This window comes from Mycobacterium adipatum, assembly GCF_001644575.1.
Lineage (GTDB): Bacteria > Actinomycetota > Actinomycetes > Mycobacteriales > Mycobacteriaceae > Mycobacterium > Mycobacterium adipatum.
Map to the genome: position 1 here is coordinate 2,239,146 of NZ_CP015596.1, position 26,050 is coordinate 2,265,195.

21 protein-coding genes and 2 rRNA genes are annotated in these 26,050 nt (G+C 64.8%); 21 read left to right on the forward strand and 2 right to left on the reverse strand.

Translation table 11 applies throughout. The features are described 5' to 3' along the window. Positions 1-6: 6 nt before the first annotated feature. Both thrB and rho read left to right on the forward strand, forming a co-directional pair. On the forward strand, positions 7-960 hold the full coding sequence (gene thrB / locus A7U43_RS10635; RefSeq protein ID WP_067994543.1) for a homoserine kinase: 954 nt from the start codon (positions 7-9) through the stop codon (positions 958-960). A 287-nt stretch (positions 961-1,247) separates the two neighbouring features. Beyond that, positions 1,248-3,218: a transcription termination factor Rho gene (gene rho / locus A7U43_RS10640; RefSeq protein ID WP_067994546.1), complete on the forward strand. Its 1,971-nt coding sequence runs from the start codon at positions 1,248-1,250 to the stop codon at positions 3,216-3,218. Between the two features lie 71 nt (positions 3,219-3,289). On the opposite strand, the gene A7U43_RS10645 is transcribed toward rho, so the two are convergent. After that, complete coding sequence (locus A7U43_RS10645) at positions 3,290-3,889, reverse strand: TetR/AcrR family transcriptional regulator (protein WP_067994549.1); 600 nt, start codon at positions 3,887-3,889, stop codon at positions 3,290-3,292. Between the two features lie 142 nt (positions 3,890-4,031). On the opposite strand from A7U43_RS10645, the gene fadD1 reads away from it, so the two are divergent. The 16 genes from fadD1 (at position 4,032) to A7U43_RS10725 (ending at position 18,616) form a co-directional block, all read left to right on the forward strand. Then, entirely contained in the window at positions 4,032-5,609 is a 1,578-nt protein-coding gene (gene fadD1 / locus A7U43_RS10650) for a fatty-acid--CoA ligase FadD1 (RefSeq protein ID WP_067994552.1), read from the forward strand. Between the two features lie 138 nt (positions 5,610-5,747). Continuing rightward, the gene (gene rpmE / locus A7U43_RS10655) at positions 5,748-5,978 is read left to right on the forward strand and encodes a 50S ribosomal protein L31 (RefSeq protein WP_067994554.1); all 231 of its coding nucleotides are present in this window, start codon (positions 5,748-5,750) and stop codon (positions 5,976-5,978) included. A 91-nt stretch (positions 5,979-6,069) separates the two neighbouring features. Continuing rightward, positions 6,070-7,125 (forward strand): peptide chain release factor 1, encoded by a 1,056-nt coding sequence (prfA, locus tag A7U43_RS10660; RefSeq protein WP_156526097.1) that lies wholly within the window; start codon positions 6,070-6,072, stop codon positions 7,123-7,125. After that, on the forward strand, positions 7,125-7,958 hold the full coding sequence (gene prmC / locus A7U43_RS10665) for a peptide chain release factor N(5)-glutamine methyltransferase (protein WP_067994557.1): 834 nt from the start codon (positions 7,125-7,127) through the stop codon (positions 7,956-7,958). The genes prfA and prmC overlap by 1 nt, the downstream gene beginning before the upstream one ends. Positions 7,959-7,995: 37 nt before the next feature. Beyond that, entirely contained in the window at positions 7,996-8,673 is a 678-nt protein-coding gene (locus A7U43_RS10670) for an L-threonylcarbamoyladenylate synthase (RefSeq protein WP_067994561.1), read from the forward strand. 81 nt (positions 8,674-8,754) lie between these two features. Further along, the gene (locus tag A7U43_RS10675; protein ID WP_068002406.1) at positions 8,755-9,948 is read left to right on the forward strand and encodes a glycosyltransferase family 4 protein; all 1,194 of its coding nucleotides are present in this window, start codon (positions 8,755-8,757) and stop codon (positions 9,946-9,948) included. A 265-nt stretch (positions 9,949-10,213) separates the two neighbouring features. After that, positions 10,214-10,669 (forward strand): ATP synthase subunit I, encoded by a 456-nt coding sequence (locus tag A7U43_RS10680; RefSeq protein ID WP_068002409.1) that lies wholly within the window; start codon positions 10,214-10,216, stop codon positions 10,667-10,669. Between the two features lie 22 nt (positions 10,670-10,691). Beyond that, a complete protein-coding gene (atpB, locus tag A7U43_RS10685; protein ID WP_197499996.1) occupies positions 10,692-11,486 on the forward strand; it encodes a F0F1 ATP synthase subunit A in 795 nt (264 codons plus the stop codon). 85 nt (positions 11,487-11,571) lie between these two features. Next, the gene (locus A7U43_RS10690; protein ID WP_067994567.1) at positions 11,572-11,832 is read left to right on the forward strand and encodes a F0F1 ATP synthase subunit C; all 261 of its coding nucleotides are present in this window, start codon (positions 11,572-11,574) and stop codon (positions 11,830-11,832) included. A gap of 9 nt (positions 11,833-11,841) precedes the next feature. Next, entirely contained in the window at positions 11,842-12,342 is a 501-nt protein-coding gene (locus tag A7U43_RS10695) for a F0F1 ATP synthase subunit B (RefSeq protein ID WP_067994569.1), read from the forward strand. Further along, positions 12,343-13,680, forward strand: coding sequence for a F0F1 ATP synthase subunit B/delta (locus A7U43_RS10700; protein WP_067994573.1), 1,338 nt, complete (start codon positions 12,343-12,345; stop codon positions 13,678-13,680). 45 nt (positions 13,681-13,725) lie between these two features. Beyond that, positions 13,726-15,372, forward strand: a complete 1,647-nt coding sequence (gene atpA, locus A7U43_RS10705; protein WP_067994576.1) for a F0F1 ATP synthase subunit alpha — start codon at positions 13,726-13,728, stop codon at positions 15,370-15,372. Between the two features lie 7 nt (positions 15,373-15,379). Further along, complete coding sequence (locus tag A7U43_RS10710; RefSeq protein ID WP_067994579.1) at positions 15,380-16,309, forward strand: F0F1 ATP synthase subunit gamma; 930 nt, start codon at positions 15,380-15,382, stop codon at positions 16,307-16,309. A 24-nt stretch (positions 16,310-16,333) separates the two neighbouring features. After that, complete coding sequence (atpD, locus tag A7U43_RS10715; RefSeq protein ID WP_067994581.1) at positions 16,334-17,764, forward strand: F0F1 ATP synthase subunit beta; 1,431 nt, start codon at positions 16,334-16,336, stop codon at positions 17,762-17,764. A 30-nt stretch (positions 17,765-17,794) separates the two neighbouring features. Continuing rightward, the gene (locus tag A7U43_RS10720) at positions 17,795-18,160 is read left to right on the forward strand and encodes a F0F1 ATP synthase subunit epsilon (RefSeq protein WP_067994584.1); all 366 of its coding nucleotides are present in this window, start codon (positions 17,795-17,797) and stop codon (positions 18,158-18,160) included. A 12-nt stretch (positions 18,161-18,172) separates the two neighbouring features. Next, positions 18,173-18,616, forward strand: a complete 444-nt coding sequence (locus A7U43_RS10725) for a DUF2550 domain-containing protein (protein WP_067994586.1) — start codon at positions 18,173-18,175, stop codon at positions 18,614-18,616. Here A7U43_RS10725 and A7U43_RS10730 read toward each other — a convergent pair. Then, on the reverse strand, positions 18,613-19,188 hold the full coding sequence (locus A7U43_RS10730; RefSeq protein ID WP_067994589.1) for a cob(I)yrinic acid a,c-diamide adenosyltransferase: 576 nt from the start codon (positions 19,186-19,188) through the stop codon (positions 18,613-18,615). The two genes, A7U43_RS10725 and A7U43_RS10730, sit on opposite strands and share 4 nt — an antisense overlap. 82 nt (positions 19,189-19,270) lie before the next feature. Between A7U43_RS10730 and murA the strand changes: the two genes are divergently transcribed. The 3 genes from murA (at position 19,271) to A7U43_RS10745 (ending at position 25,943) form a co-directional block, all read left to right on the forward strand. Continuing rightward, positions 19,271-20,524: a UDP-N-acetylglucosamine 1-carboxyvinyltransferase gene (gene murA, locus A7U43_RS10735; protein ID WP_067994591.1), complete on the forward strand. Its 1,254-nt coding sequence runs from the start codon at positions 19,271-19,273 to the stop codon at positions 20,522-20,524. Positions 20,525-20,894: 370 nt separating this feature from the next. Further along, positions 20,895-22,412: ribosomal RNA gene (locus A7U43_RS10740) — 16S ribosomal RNA — on the forward strand. 415 nt (positions 22,413-22,827) lie between these two features. Continuing rightward, positions 22,828-25,943, forward strand: a 23S ribosomal RNA gene (locus tag A7U43_RS10745). Together the 16S and 23S rRNA genes form the textbook arrangement of a ribosomal RNA operon. Positions 25,944-26,050: the final 107 nt, after the last annotated feature.

Sequence of the window (26,050 nt, forward strand, 5' to 3'; positions counted from 1 at the left end):
TCTCTGGTGACCAAGACTCTGCCGGCCGGGTTGCGGGCCAGTGCCGTTGTTGCCGCTTCCAGTGCCAACCTGGGACCGGGGTTCGACAGCCTCGGTCTGGCGCTCAGCCTCTATGACGAAATCGTGGTGGAGACAATCGATTCCGGTCTGGTCATCGATGTCGAGGGGCAAGGGGCGGGTCAGGTTCCGCTGAGCTCGGAGCATTTGGTGGTGCGGGCAATCGAGCGCGGGCTGTCTGCCGCCGGATTGCGGGCGGGCGGGCTGAAGGTCCGTTGCCGCAACGCCATTCCGCATTCGCGAGGTCTCGGATCTTCTGCGGCGGCCGCAGCGGGCGGCCTGGCGGTGGTCAATGGACTTGCCGTGCAATGTGATTCGCCCGAGCTGACGCTCGATCAGTTGGTGCAGCTATCCTCGGAGTTCGAGGGCCACCCGGATAACGCGGCGGCTGCCGTGCTGGGCGGGGCGGTGGTGTCCTGGACCGTCGACGGCAGCGACCCGGCGCGTTATGACGCGGCCCATCTGCAGTTGCACCCCGATATCCGGCTGTTCCCGGCGATCCCCGAGACGCGCTCGTCGACAGCGGCCACGAGAGGATTGCTGCCCGAGCAGGTTAGTCATACCGACGCCCGCTTCAATCTGGCGCGGTCGGCGATGCTGGTGGTGGCGCTCACCCAACGGCCCGATCTGCTTCTGGAGGCGACCGGTGACCGGCTGCACCAGGCTCAGCGCGCCCCCGCGATGCCGGCGTCGGCGGAATATCTCACGATGCTGCGACGTTCTGGAATTGCAGCGGTGCTGTCCGGTGCTGGACCAGCAGTGATTGCGCTGACCGACGGATCGGCTCTGCCGACCGAGGTACTCGAGTACGGCGCCGCCAACGGGTTCACGGTGACCGAAATGTCGGTCGGGGACGGTGTGCGTTGGAACGCGGAGACTCCCGCCCACGCGCTTTCGGGGTAACACGCGAATAAGCGGTGCTCCTTGCTTCCAGCTCAGATGCGGGTTATTCTCGCACCGTCCAGCAATCGCAGCGGCTCTACCTGCGCCGACACTAGGACGACTACCCAATCTTTCGTTTCACTCGTGGACTGATGGTTCGCCGCACGCCGGTGGGCCCTGGCGATCACCAATGCTCCGGCGATGGTGACGCCGCGGAAGAACACGCGCTCAGCTCTTCGGCTGGGTGCAGATGACCTTCGGGGAACCCCTCGCTCACTTGAGATATGCGAGGGAAAGAAAGGAAATCCGTGACTGATACGGACCTGTTCACAGCAAGCGACGCCGGCGAGGCCGCCGCAGATTCCGCTGCCGTGGACTCAGGCAAGGCTGCGCGCAGCGCACGCGGCGGGCGTTCCGGCTCGCTGACCTCGATGCTGCTTCCTGACCTGCGCGCGCTTGCCAGCGAAGTGGGTGTCAAGGGCACCTCCGGGATGCGTAAGGGCGACCTCATCGCCGCCATCAAGGAACGTCGAGGTGAGAGCAACGGCGCACCCGCCGCGGCCCCCACCGCCGCTGCTCCGGCGGCCGCCGAGCCGGCCCCGGCCGCAACGCAGCAGGCCGACGCCACTGAAGCGCCGCAGCAGAGCAACCCGCAGCGCCGCGAGCGCCGTACCGCTGCGCGCCAATCGGGTGCGCCGGACAGCCAAAAGGCCCAGGACGGCGCCGGCGCCAAGGCCGACAACGAGGGCACGCAGGAAGCGGCGCGCCCCGAGAAGTCCGACACCAGCGCCGGCGCGGACAACAACGCCGAGACCCGGGACAATCGCGACAACCGGCAGTCCCGCAATGCCGAGGGCAACGAGGCTCAGGGCGGCGGCCAGCAGAACCGCAACAGCGGCGGCGGTAACGCCGGTGGCGGCAACAGTGGTGGCGGTGGCAACGCCGGCAACAACGCGAACAACTCCAACAACAACGATGACGAGGACGGCCGCCAGGGCCGGCGCGGCCGGCGTTTCCGCGACCGCAGGCGGCGCGGCGAGCGTGCCGACGGCGGCGGCGGCGGCAACAGCGGCGGCGGGGGTGACCGCGGCGACCGCGACACCGAGCTGCGCGAGGACGATGTCGTCCAGCCGGTGGCCGGCATCCTCGACGTGCTCGACAACTACGCCTTCGTGCGGACTTCGGGCTACCTGGCCGGCCCCAACGACGTGTACGTGTCGATGAACATGGTGCGCAAGAACGGCCTGCGCCGCGGTGACGCGGTGACCGGTGCCGTGCGGGTGGCCCGCGAGGGCGAAGGCGGCGGCGGGAACAACCCGCGCCAGAAGTTCAACCCGCTGGTGCGCCTGGACACCGTCAACGGTGGCCCGGTGGAGAACGCCAAGAACCGGCCCGACTTCCAGAAGCTGACCCCGCTGTATCCCAATCAGCGGTTGCGCCTGGAGACCACCCCGGAACGCCTCACCACCCGCGTCATCGACCTGATCATGCCGATCGGCAAGGGGCAGCGCGCGCTGATCGTGTCACCGCCCAAGGCCGGTAAGACCACGATCATGCAGGACATCGCCAACGCGATCACCAAGAACAACCCGGAATGCCATCTGATGGTCGTGCTCGTCGACGAGCGCCCCGAAGAGGTCACCGATATGCAGCGTTCGGTGGTCGGCGAGGTGATCGCCTCGACGTTCGACCGTCCGCCCTCAGACCACACCCAGGCCGCTGAGCTGGCCATCGAGCGGGCCAAGCGCCTGGTCGAGCAGGGCAAGGACGTCGTGGTCTTGCTGGACTCGATCACCCGTCTGGGCCGCGCCTACAACAATGCGTCCCCGGCATCGGGCCGTATCCTCTCCGGTGGTGTCGACTCGACCGCGCTCTACCCGCCCAAGCGTTTCCTGGGCGCGGCGCGCAATATCGAGCACGGCGGTTCGCTGACCATCATCGCCACGGCCATGGTCGAGACCGGCTCCACCGGTGACACCGTGATCTTCGAGGAGTTCAAGGGCACCGGTAACGCCGAACTGAAGCTCGACCGCAAGATCGCCGAGCGCCGCGTGTTCCCGGCCGTCGACGTCAACCCGTCGGGTACCCGTAAGGATGAGCTGCTGCTGGGCGCCGACGAGTTCGCCGTCGTGCACAAGCTGCGTCGGGTGCTGTCCGGGCTGGATCCGCATCAGGCCATCGATCTGCTGATGAGCCAGCTGCGCAAGACCAAGACCAACTACGAGTTCCTGGTCCAGGTGTCCAAGAACACCCCGGGCGGAAACAGCGACAACGACTGACCGGCTCTGCACCATCTGCGATTTCGGCGCGGTTGCGTACGCTCAGCGTACGTTTCCGCGCCGAAATGCGTTCAGGCCGTGGGATCGCTGCGCAGAGCCGGCAGCAGGTAGCGCCGGATATGGGTGAGAAGTTGGGCTGAATCGCTGGGATCCAGCGTGTCGCCCGGCACGGTCGCCAGCGAAATCACCACGCGGGCAACCCATTCCGAGGCCTCGTCGATGACGGTGTCGGGGTGGATCTCGCCGCCGTCACGGGCCGCGATCAGGTAGCGGGACCAGAACCCGGCGAGGTCGGGCACCAAGCCTTGCACACCGGCGCCGGCACAGGCGGCGAACTCCTCGGGTTCGTCGACGCGCAGCTTCATCAGCAGCGCGCCCGGATCGTCATACGCGGTACGGCCGTGCCGGATGCCCGCGACGATCTGCTCGTCGAGCCCGTGCACCTGTTCGAGGACGGCGTGGGCCTGCGACCAGTACGCCTCGTTGAGTCGCACGATCGCGGCACCGAGCAGTGTGACCTTGTCCGGGAAGTGCCGGTACAGCCAGCCCCGGGACACGCCCGCGGTTTCGGCCACCTCCGAGACGGTGGTCGCGCGGATGCCCTTGGCGCGCAGACACACCTCGGCCGCGTCGATCAGGCGGTCGCGGACGGTGGCCGTGCTGGTCGGCACTCGGCGTCTCCTCGGCGGTGGGGATCTGCGGATTAGCAGACGTGTCGCTGCATTCTGCCAACAACCCCACCACTGCGGTGGGGCAGGCCGCCAATGGTAGACAGTCTGCAGGATCTGTTCACCGACTCGGAGGTGCCTCGCCATGGCGGACACACTGCAACAACTGCTGCGCACCCGGGCCGAGGATGAAGCGGTCGCCGTCAAGTACGGCGAGGACACCTGGACCTGGCGCCAACACATCGCCGACGCGGGCCGCCAGGCCGCCGTCCTGATCGCGCTCGCCGACCCGCAGCGGCCCCTGCACGTCGCGGCGTTGCTGGGAAACACGCCGAGAATGTTGACGGCGTTGGCCGCCGCCGGGCTGGGCGGGTACGTGCTGTGCGGGATCAACACCACCCGGCGCGGGGACGCCCTGGCCCGTGACATCGCCAAGGTGGACACCCAGATCCTGCTCACCGACGCCGATCACCGGTACCTGATCGACGGGCTGGACCTGCCCGGGGTCACGGTGATCGACACCACGTCCGCGCAATGGGCCGAGTTGCTCGACACCGCACCCGCGCTCGCCCCGCATCGCGAATGCACCCCGGACGACACCTTCATGATGATCTTCACCTCCGGCACGAGCGGCGAACCCAAGGCCGTCGAGGTGCCGCACTCGACGGTGCTGTTCGCCGGTGGCGCCCTGGTGCAGCGCTACCAGCTGAGCGAGCAGGACACCTGCTACCTGGCCATGCCGCTGTTTCACTCCAACGCGGTGTACGCGGGCTGGAGTGTGGCGCTCGGGGCCGGCGCCGCGATGGCGCCCGCCACGTTCTCCGCGTCATCGTTCCTGCCGGACATCCGCCGCTACGGCGCCACCTACATGAACTACGTCGGCAAGCCGTTGGCCTTCATCCTGGCCACCGCCGAACGCCCCGACGATGCCGACAACCCGCTGCGCGTCGCCTTCGGCAACGAGGCTGCCGATCGCGATATCGAGGCCTTCGGCAAGCGGTTCGGGTGCACGGTGTGGGACGGGTTCGGCTCCACCGAGACCGCCGTCATCATCACCCGGCCCGAGGACACCCCGGCGGGATCGATCGGCCAGGGATTCCCGGGGGTGGCGATCTACAACCCGGACACCGGCCAGGAATGCGAGATCGCGCAGTTCGACGCCGCCGGCGTGCTCATCAACGCCGAGGCCGCGACGGGGGAGCTGGTCAACACCGCAGGCAGCGGATTGTTCCGCGGCTACTACAACGACCCGGGTGCCACCGATGAGCGGCTGCGCGGCGGGATCTACTGGTCGGGGGATCTGGCCTACCGCGACGCCGAGGGCTGGATCTACCTGGCCGGCCGCACGGCCGACTGGATGCGGGTCGACGGGGAGAATCTGACGACCGCACCGATCGAGCGGATTCTGCTGCGGCTGCCCGCCATCAACCGGGTCGCGGTCTATCCGGTCCCCGACGAGCACGTCGGGGACCAGGTGATGGCCGCGATTGTGCTCCAGGACGACGCGGAACTGACCCCTGAGGCCTTCGCCGAGTTCCTCGCCGCACAAGCGGACCTGTCACCGAAGGCCCGGCCGCGCCATGTCTGGATCGCCGATGACCTGCCCAGCACCGCCACCAACAAGATCCTCAAACGCGAGCTCATCGCCCTCGGCGCCGCACCGCGCGGACGGTGCCTCTGGGAACGCAGCGGTCAGACCTACGCCCCGCGCAGCCGGGAATAGCCGCCGCTGGTGACGCGTTTTCGCATTCGACGGTTGACCTGGCATAATTCACCGTCGACCCTCGGTTCCGGTTCACGCTCGAAGACTCCCAGGTCTGGGCTCGGGCGACCCGGCGGCCAACGATTGCAGAGGAAAGCCATGAAATCGGGTATCCACCCCAACTACGCCGAGACCAACGTGGTCTGCGGCTGCGGTAACACCTTCACCACGCGCAGCACCAAGGAGAGCGGCCACATCGTGGTCGAGGTCTGCTCGCAGTGCCACCCGTTCTACACCGGCAAGCAGAAGATCCTCGACAGCGGCGGCCGCGTCGCCCGCTTCGAGAAGCGCTACGGCAAGCGAAACACGAAGGCTGCGGCCGACAACTAGTTGTCCCATCGGCGCCCGTTCCTGTCCCTGTGACAGGCCGGGCGCCGATCTGCGTGTGGAGGGAGGTTCGCCGGTGTCCGACACCGCGCCCATGATCGAGGCGTTGCTCGCCGAGCACACCGACCTCGAACGCCAGCTCTCCGACCCGGGCCTGCACGCCGACGCGGGTGCGGCGCGCAAGGTCGGCCGGCGCTTCGCCCAGATATCGCCGATCGTGTCGACCCACCGCAAGCTGGAGGCGGCCCGTGGTGACCTGGAGGCCGCACGCGAGCTGGCCGCCGAGGACGCGGCCTTCGCGGCCGAGGTCCCCGAGCTCGAGGCCACGGTCGCCGAACTGGACGCCAAGCTGACCGACCTGTTGGCCCCCCGCGATCCGCACGACGCCGACGACGTGGTGCTGGAGGTGAAATCCGGCGAGGGTGGCGAGGAATCCGCACTGTTCGCCGCGGACCTGGCCCGGATGTACATCCGCTACGCCGAGCGGCACGGCTGGACCGTCACCATCCTCGACGAGACGTGGTCGGATCTCGGCGGCTACAAGGACGCCACCATCACCATCGCCGGCAAGGGCGACACGGCCGACGGCGTCTGGTCGCGGATGAAGTTCGAGGGCGGCGTACACCGCGTGCAACGCGTACCTGTCACCGAATCCCAAGGCCGCGTGCATACATCGGCCGCAGGTGTACTCGTCTACCCCGAGCCCGAGGACGTCGAGGCCGTCCAGATCGACGAATCCGATCTGCGCATCGATGTCTACCGGTCCTCGGGTAAGGGCGGCCAGGGCGTCAACACCACCGACTCCGCGGTCCGCATCACCCACCTGCCCACCGGCATCGTCGTCACCTGCCAGAACGAACGCAGCCAGTTGCAGAACAAGGCCCGCGCCATGGTGGTGCTCGCCGCCCGGCTGCAGGCGCTGGCCGAGGAGCAGGCGTCGGCGGATGCCTCGGCGGACCGCGCCAGCCAGATCCGCACCGTCGATCGCAGCGAACGGATCCGCACCTACAACTTCCCGGAGAACCGGATCGCCGATCACCGCATCAACTTCAAGTCGCACAACCTCGACCAGGTGCTCGACGGCGATATGGACGCGCTGCTCGACGCGCTGGCGGCCGCGGACAAGCAGGCGCGCCTCCAGCAGGCCTGATGACCGCGCTGCAGCAGGCGATCTCGGACGCGGCCGCCACGCTGGCGGCCGCGGGTGTGCACTCCGCGCGTGCCGACGCCGAGCAGTTGGCCGCCCATGTCCTCGACGTCGAGCGGGGCCGGCTCATGTTCGCCGAGCCCGGGCCCGGTTTCCTCGCCGAGTACCGCGCCCTCGTCGGGCAACGCACCCGTCGGATTCCGTTGCAGCACCTTTTGGGCAGCGCCGCGTTCGGCCCGCTGACGCTGACCGTCGGCCCCGGGGTGTTCATCCCGCGGCCCGAGACCGAGGCGCTGCTGGAGTGGGCCCAAGGCGTGGCCGTCCCGCCCGGCGGCGTGATTGTCGACCTGTGCACGGGTTCGGGCGCGCTGGCGCTCGCACTGGCCGCCCACCGGCCCGACACCCGCGTGATCGCCGTCGAACAATCCGAGGACGCGCTGCGCTACGCGCGCGCCAATGCCGCGACGACCAGGGTGGAAATGGTCCACGGCGATGTCACCGACCGCGACGTGTTGGCCGACCTGACCGGCGAAGTTGACCTGGTGGTGGCCAATCCGCCCTACATTCCCGACGGTGCCGAATTGGAACCCGAAGTGGCAGAACATGATCCGCACGCCGCGCTGTTCGGTGGCCCGGATGGGATGGCCGTCATCGGGCCGATTGTCGCGCTGGCCGCGCGGCTGCTGCGGTCCGGTGGGCAGGTGGGAGTCGAGCACGACGACACCACCTCGGCGGCCACCGTCGAGTCCTTCGGCGCCGAAGGCGTCTTCACCGAGATCGCGGCACGCCGCGACCTGGCCGGTCGGCACCGGTTCGTCACCGCGGTGAGAAGCTGAGTGGCATGAGACGCGACGAGCGCCTGCGCGAGGCGTCATGAGTCAACTGTTCGACTGCGCGGATCCCGACCAGCGGGGCGCGGGTCTGACGTCGGCGATCAGCGCCGTCAAGGGTGGGGGACTGGTTGTGCTGCCCACCGACACGGTCTACGGCATCGGCGCGGACGCCTTCAACGGTGCGGCGGTCGCGGCATTGCTCGCGGCGAAGAACAGGGGCCGCGACATGCCGGTCGGCGTGCTGGTCGGTTCCTGGCACACCATCGACGGACTGGTCTATTCGGTGCCGCCGGCCGCGCGCGAACTCATCCAGGCGTTCTGGCCCGGCGCCCTGAGCCTGGTGGTTCGGCATGCACCTTCCTTGCACTGGGACCTCGGTGACGCCGACGGCACCGTCATGCTGCGCATGCCGCTGCACCCGGTGGCCATCGAACTGCTGCGGGAGGTCGGGCCGATGGCCGTCTCCAGCGCGAACGTCTCCGGATCCCCGGCCGCGGTCACCGCCGCGGACGCGCAAGCGCAGCTCGGTGCGCGCGTCGAGGTCTACCTCGACGCCGGACCGTCGCCGAAGGGCGCGGCCTCCACGATCATCGACGTATCCGGCCCGCAGCCGCGGGTGCTGCGGGAAGGGCCGGTCTCGATCGCCGACATCGCGCGCGTGCTGGGTGTGCAGGCCGACACCCTCACACCCGAGGACACCCGTGGGACTGCTCCGTAGGTCCGCGCTGCGGAGGTCGGTGCTCTCGGGGGCACAGCCTTTTCGCGTACGGTTCACCACGTGGTGAGCGAATCGGTCTGGATGGCTGACGGTCTGCTCGCCCTTTCGGACCGCGGCGCGGGCGTCCCGCTGCGCGAACTCGCGTTGGTCGGCCTCACCGCCGCGATCATCACCTACTTCGCCACCGGGTGGGTGCGGGTGCTGGCCATCCGGATCGGCGCGGTCGCCTACCCACGCGAACGCGATGTGCATGTCGCGCCCACCCCGCGGATGGGCGGGCTGGCCATCTACATCGGTGTGGTCGTCGCGGTGCTGCTGGCCTCCCAGCTGCCCGCGCTCAACCGCGGATTCGTGTACTCGACGGGCATGCCCGCGGTGGTGGTGGCCGGCGGGCTGATCATGCTCGTCGGGCTCATCGACGACCGGTGGGGGCTGGACGCACTGACCAAGTTCGCCGGCCAGATCACCGCCGCCAGCGTGCTGGTGACCATGGGCGTCGCGTGGAGCGTGCTCTACATCCCGATCGGCGGGGTCGGCACGATCGTGCTGGACCAGGTCACGTCGATCCTGCTGACCCTCGCGCTGACCGTGTCGATCGTCAACGCGATGAACTTCGTCGACGGTCTGGACGGGCTGGCCGCCGGGCTCGGGCTGATCACCGCACTGGCCATCTGCATCTTCTCGGTCGGGCTGCTGCGCGACCACGGCGGCGATGTGTTGTTCTACCCGCCGGCCATGATCTCGGTGGTGCTCGCCGGGGCGTGTCTGGGCTTCCTGCCGCACAACTTCCACCGGGCCAAGATCTTCATGGGCGACTCGGGCTCGATGCTGATCGGTCTGATGCTCGCGGCGGCCTCCACGACGGCGGCCGGGCCGATCTCGCAGAACGCCTACGGCGCCCGCGACGTGTTCGCGTTGCTGTCCCCGTTCCTGTTGGTCGTCGCGGTGATGTTCGTGCCCGCCCTGGACATGCTGCTGGCGATCGTGCGCCGCACCCGGGCGGGCAAGAGTCCGTTCAGCCCCGACAAGATGCATCTGCATCACCGGTTGCTGCAGATCGGGCACTCGCACCGCCGCGTCGTGCTGCTCATCTATCTGTGGGTCGGCATCGTCGCGCTCGGGGCGGCCAGCACGATCTTCTTCGATCCGCGCCACAGCGGGGCGGTGATGCTCGCCGCCCTTCTGGTGGCCGGCGTGGTGACCCTGATACCCCTGTTGCGGGGCCGCAGCAGTCCGCTGGAGGAGCCTCGCAAGCCCATGTACGACGAAAAGTAGTAGGCCTGTTTTTGTGCCTCCTACCTTGTGGTACGGTTCTGCGCATAACCCGAAAAACCTCGCGGGTTGCCGGCCCGGCCCATCGGTCCACCCGACCGATCGGCGCCGATACACGACCGACATAAGGGAGCTACCCCTTGGGTGATTCCAGCGCGCCCGTCGCCCTCCGATACTCTCGTCGGGCACGCACAGGAATTTTGCAGTTTTCTGAGTTGCAGTTTTCGATCAGTACCCCCCTCGACGCCGCGGGATTGAGGTGAACGACGTGACGACGCCAGCGCACGATGCGCCCCTGGTGTTCCCTTCCGTCGCCTTCCGTCCGGTACGGCTCCTGATCGTCTGCGCGGTGCTCACGGCAGTGGCCGTCGCGGCCGCCGCATTCGTCGGCAACATCTTCTTCGGTGTGTTCTTCGGTCTCGGGCTCGCGCTCGGTTTGCTCAACGCGTTGCTGGTGCGTCGGGCCGTCGAGTCGATCACGATGGAGGACCACCCACTCAAGAAGAAAATGGCCATAAACTCCGCCACGCGACTGTTGGTGATCACCGCGGTCGCACTGGCGATAGCCATCTTCTTCAAGGCACACGGCGGAATTGCGGTGCTGTTCGGGTTGGCAATCTTCCAGGCACTGCTGGTGATGAGCACCAGCATTCCGGTGCTGCGGAAGATCCGCTCCAACGGCTTGGACGTCGAAGGCGTCCCCGCAACGGATTCGAAGGATTGAGCTGACCTCTATGACTCAGACGATGAACGAGACCGTTCTCGCCGCCGAAGAGGGTGGCGCCGCCATCCACGTCGGACACCACACCATGGTGTTCGAGATGTTCGGCATGACCTTCAACGGTGACACCATCATGGCCACCGGGATCACCGCGCTGATCATCATCGGCCTGGCGTTCTACCTGAAGTCCAAGGTCACCTCCACCGGCGTCCCCGGTGGTGTGCAGCTGTTCTGGGAGGCGCTGACCATCCAGATGCGCCAGCAGATCGAGGGCTCGATCGGCATGAAGATCGCGCCGTTCGTGCTGCCGCTGGCCGTCGCCCTGTTCGCCTTCATCCTGATCTCCAACTGGCTGGCGGTCTTCCCGTGGCAGTACGGGGGATCCGACGGTGCGGCCGCCGAGCTGTACAAGCCGCCCGCCTCGGATATCAACTTCGTGCTGGCGCTCGCCCTGTTCGTGTTCATCTGCTACCACGCGGCGGGCATCTGGCGGCGCGGCCCCGTCGGCCACCCGATCGCCGTCGTCAAGGGCCACGTCGCCTTCCTGGCGCCGATCAACATCGTCGAGGAGCTCGCCAAGCCGATCTCGCTGGCTCTGCGACTCTTCGGCAACATCTTCGCCGGCGGCATCCTGGTGGCCCTGATCGCGATGTTCCCCTGGTACATCCAGTGGCTGCCCAACGCCATCTGGAAGACCTTCGACCTGTTCGTCGGTTTGATCCAGGCCTTCATCTTCAGCCTGTTGACGATCCTGTACTTCAGCCAGTCGATGGAAGTTCACGACGACCACGAACATGACACCAAAGAACACGCGCACTGACGTTCGACCCGCTTGACCAAGCTGTACTGAGACGTACGACAGAAGTCCTGGTGGCACCGCCACCAGTTACAAGGAGGAAAAAGGAATGGAACTCGATCCCAACGCTCTCATCACCATGGGCGCGCTGATCGGTGGCGGTCTGATCATGGGTGGCGGTGCCATCGGCGCCGGTATCGGTGACGGTATCGCGGGTAACGCACTGATCTCCGGCATCGCCCGGCAGCCCGAGGCCCAGGGCCGGCTGTTCACCCCGTTCTTCATCACCGTCGGTCTGGTGGAGGCCGCCTACTTCATCAACCTGGCGTTCATGGCGCTGTTCGTCTTCGCCACGCCGGGCCTGCAGTAGTCCGACAGCATGGACCAGCTGACCGTATCCATCGTGGCCGCGGAAGAGGGCGGGGGGACCAGTAACTTCCTGATCCCCAATGGCACCTTTTTCGCCGTGCTGCTCATCTTCCTGATCACGCTCGGCGTGATCTGGAAGTGGGTGGTGCCGCCGATCAGCAAGGTGCTCGCCGAGCGCGAGGCCATGCTGGCCAAAACCGCTGCCGACAGCCGCAAGTCGGCCGAGCAGGTGGCAGCCGCCCAGGCCGACTACGACAAGGCGATGGCCGGCGCACGCGCCGAGGCCTCGGCACTTCGTGACGAGGCACGTGCCGAAGGCCGCCAAGTTGTCGATTCCAAGCGGGCCGAGGCCAGCGGTGAAGTCGCCGAGACGGTACGCCAGGCCAACGAGACGCTGTCCCAACAGGGTTCAGCTGCTCAAGCCGAGTTGGCATCGTCGGTGGATGGCCTGTCGGCCACCCTGGCGAGCCGCATCCTCGGCGTCGACGTGAATTCGGGACGGAACAACTAGATGTCGACATTCATCGGACAGCTGATCGGCTTCGCCGTCATCGTGTTCATCATCGCCAAATGGGTGGCGCCCCTGGTGAAGGGGTTGATGGTCAAGCAGCAGGAAGCCATCCGCGTCGCCCTGGCCGAGAGCGCCGAGGCGGCGAAGCGGCTCGCCGACGCCGATGCCATGCACGCCAAGGCACTGGCCGACGCCGAGGCCGAGGCCGGCAGCGTCACCGGTGAGGCGAAGCAGGACTCCGAGCGCATCAAGGCCCAGCTGGCCGAACAGGCCGGTATCGACGCCGAGCGCATCAAGGCCCAAGGTGGCCAGCAGGTCCACCTGTTGCGTCAGCAGCTCGTGCGCGAGCTCCGGATGGGGCTCGGTGACGAGGCCGTCGCCAAGGCGGGCGAGCTGGTCCGTGCTCACGTGGCCGACCCGGCCGCCCAGGCGCAGACCGTCGACCGCTTCCTCGACGATCTCGACCAGATGGCCCCGTCGGCTGCGGTCCTGCAGACCGCTGCCACCGCCGGATTGCGGGCGGCCAGCCGTGAGGCACTGGCCAACCTGGTCTCCGAGTTCGACGGCACGGCAGCTGGTTTGGCCGCCGACGCGCTGACGTCGCTGGCCGACGACCTGGCTGCGGTGACCAAGCTGCTGATCAACGAGAGCGCTCTCACCAAGCTCCTCGCCGAGCCTGCCGATACCGCTGCGGCGAAGGTGGGGCTGGTCGACAAGCTGCTGACCGGCAAGATCGGCGATCCGGCGCTGAAGCTGGTCCGCACCGCCGTATCCCAGCGCTGGTCCACCGAGGCCAACCTGGTCGACGGTATCGAGCACATCGCGCGGCTGGCCCTCCTGCAGCGCGCGAGTGCCGCCGGTGAGGTCGACGAGGTGGAAGACCAGCTGTTCCAGTTCGGCCGGGTTCTCGACGCCGAGCCGAAGCTGTCCGCTCTGCTGAGCGACTACACCACTGACGCCGCAGGTCGAATCGCCTTGCTGGACAAGGTCGTCGGCTCCGGAAGCAGTGCCAACGGCACCGCCGCCGCGTTGCTGGCGCAGACCATCGGCCTGCTGCGCGGGGAACGTGCCGACGAAGCGGTCATCGATCTCGCCGAGCTCGCCGTGGCCCGTCGCGGAGAGGTCGTCGCGCACGTCAGCGCCGCGGCGGATCTGACCGATGCGCAGCGCGAGCGCCTGGCCGCCGTGCTGACGCGCATCTACGGGCATCCGGTGTCCGTCCAGCTGCACGTCGATCCGGAATTGCTCGGTGGTCTGTCGATCACCGTCGGTGACGAAGTGATCGACGGCTCCATCGCGTCCCGCTTGGCTGCCGCGCAGACCCAGCTGCCGGACTGACCCAGAAGACTTATCCCAGATCAAAAGGTAGGAAGACGAAAAACCATGGCAGAGTTGACAATCTCGGCTGCTGATATCGAAGGTGCCATCGAGGGCTACGTGTCCTCGTTTTCCGCCGCCACCGAGCGGGAAGAGGTCGGCACCGTTGTCGATGCCGGTGACGGCATCGCCCACGTCGAGGGCCTGCCCTCGGTCATGACCCAGGAACTGCTGGAGTTCGAGGGCGGCGTGCTGGGCGTGGCGCTGAACCTCGACGAGCACAGCGTCGGCGCCGTGATCCTGGGTGATTTCAACAAGATCCAAGAGGGCCAGCAGGTCAAGCGGACCGGCGAGGTGCTCTCGGTCCCGGTCGGCGACGCCTTCCTCGGCCGCGTGGTCAACCCGCTGGGCCAGCCGATCGACGGCCAGGGCGACATCGCGTCTTCCGACCGCCGCGCGCTGGAACTGCAGGCCCCGTCGGTGGTGCAGCGCCAGGGCGTCGGCGAACCGCTGCAGACCGGTATCAAGGCCATCGACGCCATGACCCCGATCGGCCGCGGCCAGCGTCAGCTGATCATCGGCGACCGCAAGACCGGCAAGACCGCCGTGTGCGTCGACACGATCCTGAACCAGCGGCAGGCCTGGGAGACCGGTGACCCCAAGCAGCAGGTGCGCTGCGTGTACGTCGCGATCGGCCAGAAGGGCACCACGATCGCCTCGGTGAAGCGCGCGCTCGAAGAGGGTGGCGCGATGGAGTACACCACCATCGTCGCGGCCCCGGCCTCCGACCCCGCCGGCTTCAAGTGGCTGGCCCCCTACACCGGTTCGGCCATCGGCCAGCACTGGATGTACGACGGCAAGCACGTCCTGATCGTCTTCGACGACCTGACCAAGCAGGCCGACGCCTACCGCGCCATCTCGCTGCTGCTGCGTCGCCCGCCGGGCCGCGAGGCGTTCCCCGGTGACGTCTTCTACCTGCACTCCCGGCTGCTGGAGCGTTGCGCGAAGCTGTCCGACGAACTCGGTGGCGGTTCGATGACGGGTCTGCCGATCATCGAGACCAAGGCCAACGACATCTCGGCGTTCATCCCGACCAACGTCATCTCCATCACCGACGGTCAGTGCTTCCTGGAGTCCGACCTGTTCAACCAGGGCGTGCGCCCGGCCGTCAACGTCGGTGTGTCGGTGTCCCGCGTCGGTGGCGCCGCGCAGATCAAGGCGATGAAAGAGGTTGCGGGTTCGCTGCGTCTGGACCTGTCGCAGTACCGCGAGCTGGAGGCCTTCGCGGCCTTCGCCTCCGATCTGGACGCGGCCTCCAAGGCGCAGCTGGACCGCGGTGTGCGTCTGGTCGAGCTGCTCAAGCAGCCCCAGTACAGCCCGCTGGCCGTCGAGGACCAGGTCGTCGCGATCTTCCTGGGTACCCAGGGTCACCTGGATTCTGTTCCCGCCGAAGATGTTTCGCGCTTCGTCGACGAGCTGCTGGAGCACGTCAAGGCCAGCCACTCCGACATTCTCGACGGTATCCGGGAGACCAAGAAGCTCTCCGAGGAGGCCGACGCGAAGCTGGTCAGCGTCATCAACGACTTCAAGAAGGGCTTCTCGGCGAGTGACGGTAGCTCCGTCGTCAACGAGGCCGACTCCGAAGCTCTGGATCCCGAGGACCTGGAGAAGGAATCGGTCAAGGTCCGTAAGCCTGCTCCCAAGAAGGCCTAGGTAACCAATGGCAGCCACACTGCGCGAGCTACGCGGTCGTATCAAATCCGCTTCGTCGATCAAGAAGATCACGAAGGCCCAGGAGTTGATCGCCACGTCGCGAATCGCCAAGGCGCAGGCCCGGGTCGATGCGGCCCGGCCGTACAGCACCGAGATCACCAACATGCTCACCGAGCTGGCCAGTGCCAGCGCGCTGGATCACCCGTTGCTCGTCCCTCGGGAGAACCCCAAGCGGGCCGCCGTGCTGGTGGTGTCCTCGGATCGCGGGCTGTGCGGTGGCTACAACGCCAACGTACTGCGCCGCGCGGAGGAACTCTTCTCGTTGCTGCGTGAAGAGGGCAAGTCGCCAGTGCTCTACGTCATCGGCCGGAAGGCATTGGGCTACTACAGCTTCCGCCAGCGCGATGTCGTGGAGTCGTGGACCGGCTTTTCCGAGCGTCCCACCTACGAGAACGCCAAGGAGATCGCCGACACGTTGGTGACAGCCTTCATGTCCGGCGCCGACGACGACGGTGACGATGGCGGTGCCGACGGCATCCTGGGCGTCGACGAGATCCACATCGTGTCGACGGAGTTCCGGTCGATGCTGTCGCAGACCGCGGCGGCGTTGCGGATTGCCCCGATGGTCGTCGAGTACGTGGGCGACGAGCAGCCCGAGGACGGACCGCGCACGCTGTTCTCCTTCGAGCCGAACGCCGAGACACTGTTCGACGCGCTGCTGCCGCGCTACATCGCCACCCGCGTGTACGCCGCATTGCTGGAGGCGGCCGCCTCGGAGTCGGCTTCGCGCCGGCGTGCGATGAAGTCGGCCACCGACAACGCCGACGATCTGATCAAGGCACTCACGTTGGCGGCCAACCGCGAGCGCCAGGCGCAGATCACCCAGGAAATCAGCGAGATCGTCGGTGGCGCCAACGCGCTGGCCGACGCCAAGTAAGCCCCGTAGGAAGCGAAGAGAGATATGACTGCTGTCGCAGAAAAGACCACGACGGGTCGCGTTGTTCGTATCACGGGCCCCGTGGTCGACGTCGAGTTCCCGCGTGGCGCCGTGCCCCAACTGCTCAATGCCCTGCACGCCGAGATCACCTACGGCGCGCTGGCCAAGACGCTGACCCTGGAGGTCGCCCAGCACCTCGGCGACAATCTGGTCCGCTGCATCTCCATGCAGCCCACCGACGGCTTGGTCCGTGGCCAGGACGTCACCGACACCGGTGCCTCGATCTCGGTGCCCGTCGGCGACGGCGTCAAGGGCCACGTCTTCAACGCCCTCGGTGACTGCCTCGACGAGCCCGGCTACGGCAAGGAATTCGAGCACTGGTCCATCCACCGCAAGCCGCCGGCCTTCGCCGATCTGGAACCCCGCACCGAGATGCTGGAGACCGGTCTGAAGGTCGTCGACCTGCTCACGCCGTACGTGCGTGGCGGCAAGATCGCCCTGTTCGGCGGCGCCGGCGTCGGTAAGACCGTGCTGATCCAGGAGATGATCAACCGCATCGCCCGCAACTTCGGTGGCACCTCGGTGTTCGCCGGTGTGGGGGAGCGCACCCGTGAGGGTAACGACCTGTGGGTCGAGCTCGCCGATGCCAACGTGCTCAAGGACACCGCCTTGGTGTTCGGCCAGATGGACGAGCCGCCGGGCACGCGTATGCGCGTCGCCCTGTCCGCGCTGACCATGGCGGAGTTCTTCCGCGATGAGCAGGGCCAGGACGTGCTGTTGTTCATCGACAACATCTTCCGGTTCACCCAGGCCGGTTCCGAGGTCTCGACCCTGCTGGGTCGTATGCCTTCGGCCGTGGGTTACCAGCCGACGCTGGCCGACGAGATGGGTGAGCTGCAGGAGCGCATCACCTCGACCCGTGGTCGCTCGATCACCTCGATGCAGGCCGTCTACGTGCCCGCCGACGACTACACCGACCCGGCCCCGGCGACGACCTTCGCCCACCTGGATGCCACCACCGAGCTCTCGCGTGCGGTGTTCTCCAAGGGCATCTTCCCCGCGGTGGATCCGCTGGCATCGTCCTCGACGATCCTGCACCCCAGCGTGGTCGGCGACGAGCACTACCGCGTCGCCCAGGAGGTCATCCGAATCCTGCAGCGCTACAAGGACCTCCAGGACATCATCGCCATCCTCGGCATCGACGAGCTGTCCGAAGAGGACAAGGTGCTGGTGTACCGGGCGCGCAAGATCGAGCGCTTCCTGAGCCAGAACATGATGGCGGCCGAGCAGTTCACCGGTCAGCCCGGCTCGACCGTGCCGCTCAAGGAGACCATCGAGGCCTTCGACAAGCTGGCCAAGGGTGAGTTCGACCACCTGCCCGAGCAGGCGTTCTTCCTCATCGGTGGTCTCGATGACCTGGCGAAGAAGGCAGAAACCCTCGGCGCCAAGCTGTGACCGGTCTAGTGGTCCGAAAGGTGGTGTGGCATGGCTGAACTGGACGTCGAGATCGTCGCCGTCGAGCGTGAGTTGTGGTCCGGCAAGGCCACGTTCGTCTTCACCCGCACCACCGCGGGTGAGATCGGCATCCTGCCACGGCACATCCCGCTGGTGGCCCAGCTGGTCGACGACGCCATGGTGCGGGTCGAGCGTGAGGGTGAGGACGATCTGCGGATCGCCGTCGACGGTGGATTTCTTTCGGTGACCGAGAACGGCGTGAGTCTCCTCGTGGAGAACGCGCAGTTCGAGTCCGAGATCGATGTCGACGCGGCCAAGCGCGACGCCGAGTCCGAGGATCCGGCCACGGCAGCCTGGGGCCGTGCGCGGCTGCGCGCGGTCGGGCAGATCGACTAGTAGGCACCGCCGATGAGCGCGTCCATGTTGTTCATGGTCGCGCTCGTCGGCGTTTTGCTGTTGGCGGTGGTCGCACTCGGCTACCGGCTGTGGAAATTGCGCCAGGTGGGCGGCACCGCCGCCATCCTGCGTGACTATCCCGCCGCGGGAGGCCAGGGTTGGCGCCACGGCGTGCTGCGCTACCGCGGTGGCGAGGCCGAGTTCTATCGGCTCTCCAGCGCCCGTTGGTGGCCGGACCGCCGGCTGAGCCGGCTTGGTCTCGAGGTCGTCGCGCGGCGTTCTCCGCGTGGCGACGAGTTCGACATCATGACCGAAGAGATCGTCATTCTGGAGCTGCGCGATGTCAGCCCCGAACGGGGGCGCGGCTATGAGGTGGCGCTGGACCGCGGTGCGTTGACAGCCTTCACCTCGTGGTTGGAATCCCGGCCCTCACCGCGGGCGCGGCGGCGGAATTAGGCCCGTTGCCCGCCGGGCTGCCACTTGACGTCGCCGTCCGGGTTGGCCACCCGCGACAGGATGAACAGCAGGTCGGACAGCCGGTTGAGGTACTTCGCCGGCAGGACGTTGATGGATTCGCCGTATTGGTCGACCGCCCGCCAGGCCGATCGCTCGGCGCGGCGAGTGACCGTGCGCGCAACATGCAGTAGCGCCGACAGCGCGGTGCCGCCGGGCAGGATGAACGAGTCCAGCTTCGGCAGATTCTCGTTGAACTCATCGCACCAGCCTTCGAGGCGGTCGATGTAGTCCTGCCGGACGCGAAGCGGCGGGTACTCGGGGTTCTCGACCACCGGGGTGGACAGGTCGGCGCCGGCGTCGAACAGGTCGTTCTGGATCTGCAGCAAGACGTCGCGGGTCCGGGCATCGGGCCGGCCCAGCGACACCGCGACACCGATGGCCGCGTTGGCCTCATCGCAGTCGGCGTAGGCCTCCAGTCGTGCGTCGTTCTTGGAGACCCTGCTGAAGTCACTCAGCCCGGTGGTGCCATCGTCGCCGGTCCGGGTATAGATGCGGGTCAGGTGCACGGCCATGGTTAAACCGTACCGGTCAGGACGTTGCCGATGTGCGCGCAGTGTTCTGTAACCGGCGCATCCTCTGCTTACACTGGCCCGCGTGAGCGATCGATTCGTGGTGACGGGCGGAAGCCGGTTATCGGGTGAAGTCGCCGTCGGAGGAGCAAAGAACAGCGTGCTCAAGCTGATGGCGGCAACGCTGCTGGCCGAGGGCACCAGCACGATCACCAATTGTCCCGACATCCTCGACGTTCCCCTGATGGCGGAGGTGCTGCGCGGCCTGGGCGCGACGGTCGAGCTCGACGGATCGACGGTCCGGATCACCTCGCCGGATGAGGTCAAGTACGACGCGGACTTCGCCGCGGTCCGGCAGTTCCGCGCTTCGGTGTGTGTGCTGGGCCCGCTGGTGGGTCGAGGCAAGCGCGCCAAGGTGGCTCTTCCGGGCGGCGATGCGATCGGTTCGCGTCCGTTGGACATGCACCAGTCCGGTCTGCGTCAGCTCGGTGCCCGCTGCAACATCGAACACGGTTGTGTGGTCGCCGAGGCCGACCATCTGCGTGGCGCGGAGATCCAGTTGGAGTTCCCGTCGGTGGGCGCGACCGAGAACATCCTGATGGCGGCGGTGCTCGCCGAAGGTGTGACGACGATCCACAATGCGGCGCGCGAACCCGATATCGCCGACATCTGCACGATGCTCAACGAGATGGGCGCGCAGGTGTCCGGCGCCGGTTCGTCGACGTTGACCATCACCGGGGTGGATCGGCTCTATCCCACCGAGCACCGGGTGATCGGGGATCGCATCGTGGCGGCGACCTGGGGGATCGCCGCAGCGATGACCCGTGGGGATATCTCGGTGACGGGCGTGGACCCCGCACACTTGCAGTTGGTGCTGCACAAGTTGCACGACGCCGGCGCCACCGTGACTCAGCACGACAACGGATTCCGCGTGGTCCAGTACGAGCGGCCGAAGGCGGTCAACGTCGCCACCCTGCCGTTCCCAGGGTTTCCGACGGACCTGCAGCCGATGGCGATCGGGCTGGCCTGCATCGCCGAAGGCACGTCCATGATCACCGAGAACGTGTTCGAAGCGCGGTTCCGGTTCGTCGAGGAAATGATCCGGTTGGGTGCCGATGCACGCACCGACGGGCACCACGCCGTCGTGCGCGGTCTGCCGCAGCTGTCGAGTGCACCGGTGTGGGCGTCCGATATCCGGGCCGGCGCGGGCTTGGTGCTCGCCGGCCTGGTCGCCGATGGCGATACCGAGGTGCACGACGTCTACCACATCGATCGGGGCTACCCCTTGTTCGTGGAGAATCTGGTCAGTCTGGGTGCCGAGGTCGAGCGGGTAACCTGATCTGAGACGGCCGTACCGGATCTTCAGGCCGTTGACCTGCGGACTTGACTTCGCAACGTCCTTGGCTCTAATCTTCTGAAGTCGCCGCGGAGACGCGAGACAGAGAAGCTTGACTCGCCAGACAAGATAGTTTAGGCTGGTGAGGTTGCCCCGAATCGGGCAGCTTCGACAAAATCAAGCCTGTTGTTTGAGAACTCAATAGTGTGTTTGGTGGTTTTTGTTTGTTGTTTTTGGCCACTCATTTGGGGGGATTCCCGTCTCCTTGAGTTGGTGGGTGGCTGTATTTTTGATGCCAGTTTTGGTGTCTTTTGTTTGGATATCGGATTTTTCCGAATGTGAATTCACCTGACTTTTTGGGTTGGGTTGTTTTTGTTTGGAGAGTTTGATTCTGGCTCAGGACGAACGCTGGCGGCGTGCTTAACACATGCAAGTCGAACGGAAAGGCCCTTCGGGGTACTCGAGTGGCGAACGGGTGAGTAACACGTGGGTGATCTGCCCTGCACTTTGGGATAAGCCTGGGAAACTGGGTCTAATACCGAATATGACCATGCACTTCCTGGTGTGTGGTGGAAAGCTTTTGCGGTGTGGGATGGGCCCGCGGCCTATCAGCTTGTTGGTGGGGTAATGGCCTACCAAGGCGACGACGGGTAGCCGGCCTGAGAGGGTGACCGGCCACACTGGGACTGAGATACGGCCCAGACTCCTACGGGAGGCAGCAGTGGGGAATATTGCACAATGGGCGCAAGCCTGATGCAGCGACGCCGCGTGAGGGATGACGGCCTTCGGGTTGTAAACCTCTTTCAGCACAGACGAAGCGCAAGTGACGGTATGTGCAGAAGAAGGACCGGCCAACTACGTGCCAGCAGCCGCGGTAATACGTAGGGTCCGAGCGTTGTCCGGAATTACTGGGCGTAAAGAGCTCGTAGGTGGTTTGTCGCGTTGTTCGTGAAAACTCACAGCTTAACTGTGGGCGTGCGGGCGATACGGGCAGACTTGAGTACTGCAGGGGAGACTGGAATTCCTGGTGTAGCGGTGGAATGCGCAGATATCAGGAGGAACACCGGTGGCGAAGGCGGGTCTCTGGGCAGTAACTGACGCTGAGGAGCGAAAGCGTGGGGAGCGAACAGGATTAGATACCCTGGTAGTCCACGCCGTAAACGGTGGGTACTAGGTGTGGGTTTCCTTCCTTGGGATCCGTGCCGTAGCTAACGCATTAAGTACCCCGCCTGGGGAGTACGGCCGCAAGGCTAAAACTCAAAGAAATTGACGGGGGCCCGCACAAGCGGCGGAGCATGTGGATTAATTCGATGCAACGCGAAGAACCTTACCTGGGTTTGACATGCACAGGACGCCAGTAGAGATATTGGTTCCCTTGTGGCCTGTGTGCAGGTGGTGCATGGCTGTCGTCAGCTCGTGTCGTGAGATGTTGGGTTAAGTCCCGCAACGAGCGCAACCCTTGTCCTATGTTGCCAGCGGGTTATGCCGGGGACTCGTAGGAGACTGCCGGGGTCAACTCGGAGGAAGGTGGGGATGACGTCAAGTCATCATGCCCCTTATGTCCAGGGCTTCACACATGCTACAATGGCCGGTACAAAGGGCTGCGATGCCGTGAGGTGGAGCGAATCCTTTCAAAGCCGGTCTCAGTTCGGATCGGGGTCTGCAACTCGACCCCGTGAAGTCGGAGTCGCTAGTAATCGCAGATCAGCAACGCTGCGGTGAATACGTTCCCGGGCCTTGTACACACCGCCCGTCACGTCATGAAAGTCGGTAACACCCGAAGCCGGTGGCCTAACCCTTGTGGAGGGAGCCGTCGAAGGTGGGATCGGCGATTGGGACGAAGTCGTAACAAGGTAGCCGTACCGGAAGGTGCGGCTGGATCACCTCCTTTCTAAGGAGCACCACGAGACTTGGGCCCGCCCACAAATTGTGGGGGTTCGGTGACTCAAGCGATTCGTTGGATGGCCTCACACCTGTAGTGGGTGGGGGTCTGGTGCAACTCAACAAACTTATTTGGTGCTTTCCCGTTGGGGGCGCTGGCTGCCGGACACACTATTGGGCTTTGAGACAACAGGCCCAGCGGGAGAGAGTTCTTCGGGGTTCTCTTGCCGGCCGTGCGTGCCCCGTTGGGGGCCAGGCGGTTGTTTGTTGTTGCTCCATCTTTGGTGGTGGGGTGTGGTGTTTGATTTGTGGATAGTGGTTGCGAGCATCTAGCACGCAAGGAAATTTTTTCCGGGTTTCGGTTCGGGAAGGTTTTGTTGTGTGTGTTTGATGTGCAATTTTTTTCTTTATTTGGTTTATCTGTGTTGTAAGTGTTTAAGGGCGCATGGTGGATGCCTTGGCATTGGGAGCCGATGAAGGACGTGGGAGGCTGCGATATGCCTCGGGGAGCTGCCAACCGAGCGTGGATCCGAGGATGTCCGAATGGGGAAACCCAGCACGAGTGATGTCGTGTTACCCAACGGTGAATATATAGCCGTTGGGGGGGAACGCGGGGAAGTGAAACATCTCAGTACCCGTAGGAAGAGAAAACAAAAGTGATTCCGTGAGTAGTGGCGAGCGAAAGCGGAGGATGGCTAAACCGTATGCATGTGATACCCGGCGGGGGTTGTGTGTGCGGGGTTGTGGGGCGTTTCTTCTCATCACCGCCGTGATGGGCAACAGTGATAAAAGTGTGTGTTAGCTGAACTGGTTTGGGATGACCGGCCGTAGCGGGTGAGAGCCCCGTAGGTGAAAACATATGCTCTGTTGTGGGACTGTCCCCGAGTAGCAGCGGGCCCGTGAAATCTGCTGTGAATCTGCCGGGACCACCCGGTAAGCCTGAATACTTCCCAATGACCGATAGCGGATTAGTACCGTGAGGGAATGGTGAAAAGTACCCCGGGAGGGGAGTGAAATAGTACCTGAAACCGTGTGCCTACAATCCGTCAGAGCCCTCGCTTGCGTGGGGTGATGGCGTGCCTTTTGAAGAATGAGCCTGCGAGTCAGGGACATGTCGCGAGGTTAACCCGTGTGGGGTAGCCGCAGCGAAAGCGAGTCTGAATAGGGCGTATCCGCACAAGAGTGTGTGGTGTAGTGGTGTGTTCTGGACCCGAAGCGGAGTGATCTACCCATGGCCAGGTTGAAGCAGCAGTAAGATGTTGTGGAGGACCGAACCCACTTAGGTTGAAGACTGAGGGGATGAGTTGTGGGTAGGGGTGAAAGGCCAATCAAACTCCGTGATAGCTGGTTCTCCCCGAAATGCATTTAGGTGCAGCGTTGCGTGTTTCTTACCGGAGGTAGAGCTACTGGATGGCCGATGGGCCTCACAAGGTTACTGACGTCAGCCAAACTCCGAATGCCGGTAAGTGAAAGCGTGGCAGTGAGACGGCGGGGGATAAGCTCCGTGCGTCGAGAGGGAAACAGCCCAGATCGCCGGCTAAGGCCCCTAAGCGTGTGCTAAGTGGAAAAGGATGTGCAGTCGCGAAGACAACCAGGAGGTTGGCTTAGAAGCAGCCACCCTTGAAAGAGTGCGTAATAGCTCACTGGTCAAGTGATTGTGCGCCGATAATGTAGCGGGGCTCAAGCACACCGCCGAAGCCGCGGCATCGACCTTGTGTCGATGGGTAGGGGAGCGTCCTGCATCCAGTGAAGCAGCGGAGTGATCCAGTTGTGGAGGGTGTGGGAGTGAGAATGCAGGCATGAGTAGCGATAAGGCAAGTGAGAACCTTGCCCGCCGAAAGACCAAGGGTTCCTGGGGCAGGCCAGTCCGCCCAGGGTGAGTCGGGACCTAAGGCGAGGCCGACAGGCGTAGTCGATGGACAACGGGTTGATATTCCCGTACCCGTGTGTGCGCGCCCATGATGAATCAGAGGTACTAACCACCCAAATGGTGGCCTATCCAATCCTTCGGGAGCGGAAAGTCGCCGGCTGCGTGGGACCTTCTCTGGTAGTAGTCAAGCGATGGGGTGACGCAGGAAGGTAGCCGTACCAGTCAGTGGTAATACTGGGGCAAGCCTGTAGGGAGAGATCTAGGTAAATCCGGGTCTCATATATCCTGAGAGGTGATGCATAGCCGATTGAGGCGAATTCGGTGATCCTATGCTGCCGAGAAAAGCCTCTAGCGAGCTCACACACGGCCCGTACCCCAAACCAACACAGGTGGTCAGGTAGAGAATACTAAGGCGTACGAGTGAACTATGGTTAAGGAACTCGGCAAAATGCCCCCGTAACTTCGGGAGAAGGGGGACCTCCTACTGTCATGGCCCAAGCGGTCGGCAGCGGTGGGGGGTGGCACAAACCAGTGAGAAGCGACTGTTTACTAAAAACACAGGTCCGTGCGAAGTCGCAAGACGATGTATACGGACTGACGCCTGCCCGGTGCTGGAAGGTTAAGAGGACCCGTTAATCGTAAGGTGAAGCGGAGAATTTAAGCCCCAGTAAACGGCGGTGGTAACTATAACCATCCTAAGGTAGCGAAATTCCTTGTCGGGTAAGTTCCGACCTGCACGAATGGCGTAACGACTTCTCAACTGTCTCAACCATAGACTCGGCGAAATTGCACTACGAGTAAAGATGCTCGTTACGCGCGGCAGGACGAAAAGACCCCGGGACCTTCACTACAACTTGGTATTGGTGCTCGATACGGTTTGTGTAGGATAGGTGGGAGACTGTGAAGCATGCACGCCAGTGTGTGTGGAGTCATTGTTGAAATACCACTCTGATCGTATTGGGCCTCTAACTTCGAACCGTATATCCGGTTCAGGGACAGTGCCTGGTGGGTAGTTTAACTGGGGCGGTTGCCTCCTAAAATGTAACGGAGGCGCCCAAAGGTTCCCTCAACCTGGACGGCAATCAGGTGTTGAGTGTAAGTGCACAAGGGAGCTTGACTGCGAGACGTACATGTCGAGCAGGGACGAAAGTCGGGACTAGTGATCCGGCACCTCTGAGTGGAAGGGGTGTCGCTCAACGGATAAAAGGTACCCCGGGGATAACAGGCTGATCTTCCCCAAGAGTCCATATCGACGGGATGGTTTGGCACCTCGATGTCGGCTCGTCGCATCCTGGGGCTGGAGCAGGTCCCAAGGGTTGGGCTGTTCGCCCATTAAAGCGGCACGCGAGCTGGGTTTAGAACGTCGTGAGACAGTTCGGTCTCTATCCGCCGCGCGCGTCAGAAGCTTGAGGAAACCTGTCCCTAGTACGAGAGGACCGGGACGGACGAACCTCTGGTCCACCAGTTGTCCCACCAGGGGCACGGCTGGATAGCCACGTTCGGACAGGATAACCGCTGAAAGCATCTAAGCGGGAAACCTTCTCCAAGACCAGGCTTCTCACCCATTCAGTGGGATAAGGCCCCCCGCAGACCACGGGATCGATAGACCAGACCTGTACACCTAGCAATAGGTTTAGGGAACTGGCACTAACCGGCCGAAAACTTACACACACCCCACCCTGTGGGGTAGCAGACAAAACCGTGTAAGAAAAAAATTGACGCACAAACGCGCTTGCAACCACACATCCACACCATCGGACACGTATCAACCAGAAATG

Excerpts from the sequence above, each read along its gene's own strand:
- atpD (WP_067994581.1), top strand. The coding sequence starts at position 16,334 with ATGACTGCTGTCGCAGAAAAGACCACGACGGGTCGCGTTGTTCGTATC.
- A7U43_RS10720 (WP_067994584.1), top strand. The coding sequence starts at position 17,795 with ATGGCTGAACTGGACGTCGAGATCGTCGCCGTCGAGCGTGAGTTGTGG.
- atpB (WP_197499996.1), top strand. The coding sequence starts at position 10,692 with ATGAACGAGACCGTTCTCGCCGCCGAAGAGGGTGGCGCCGCCATCCAC.
- A7U43_RS10725 (WP_067994586.1), top strand. The coding sequence starts at position 18,173 with ATGAGCGCGTCCATGTTGTTCATGGTCGCGCTCGTCGGCGTTTTGCTG.
- A7U43_RS10690 (WP_067994567.1), top strand. The coding sequence starts at position 11,572 with ATGGAACTCGATCCCAACGCTCTCATCACCATGGGCGCGCTGATCGGT.
- A7U43_RS10710 (WP_067994579.1), top strand. The coding sequence starts at position 15,380 with ATGGCAGCCACACTGCGCGAGCTACGCGGTCGTATCAAATCCGCTTCG.
- atpA (WP_067994576.1), top strand. The coding sequence starts at position 13,726 with ATGGCAGAGTTGACAATCTCGGCTGCTGATATCGAAGGTGCCATCGAG.
- prmC (WP_067994557.1), top strand. The coding sequence starts at position 7,125 with ATGACCGCGCTGCAGCAGGCGATCTCGGACGCGGCCGCCACGCTGGCG.
- prfA (WP_156526097.1), top strand. The coding sequence starts at position 6,070 with ATGATCGAGGCGTTGCTCGCCGAGCACACCGACCTCGAACGCCAGCTC.
- fadD1 (WP_067994552.1), top strand. The coding sequence starts at position 4,032 with ATGGCGGACACACTGCAACAACTGCTGCGCACCCGGGCCGAGGATGAA.
- A7U43_RS10695 (WP_067994569.1), top strand. The coding sequence starts at position 11,842 with ATGGACCAGCTGACCGTATCCATCGTGGCCGCGGAAGAGGGCGGGGGG.
- A7U43_RS10670 (WP_067994561.1), top strand. The coding sequence starts at position 7,996 with ATGAGTCAACTGTTCGACTGCGCGGATCCCGACCAGCGGGGCGCGGGT.
- A7U43_RS10700 (WP_067994573.1), top strand. The coding sequence starts at position 12,343 with ATGTCGACATTCATCGGACAGCTGATCGGCTTCGCCGTCATCGTGTTC.
- A7U43_RS10730 (WP_067994589.1), bottom strand. The coding sequence starts at position 19,188 with ATGGCCGTGCACCTGACCCGCATCTATACCCGGACCGGCGACGATGGC.
- A7U43_RS10675 (WP_068002406.1), top strand. The coding sequence starts at position 8,755 with ATGGCTGACGGTCTGCTCGCCCTTTCGGACCGCGGCGCGGGCGTCCCG.
- rpmE (WP_067994554.1), top strand. The coding sequence starts at position 5,748 with ATGAAATCGGGTATCCACCCCAACTACGCCGAGACCAACGTGGTCTGC.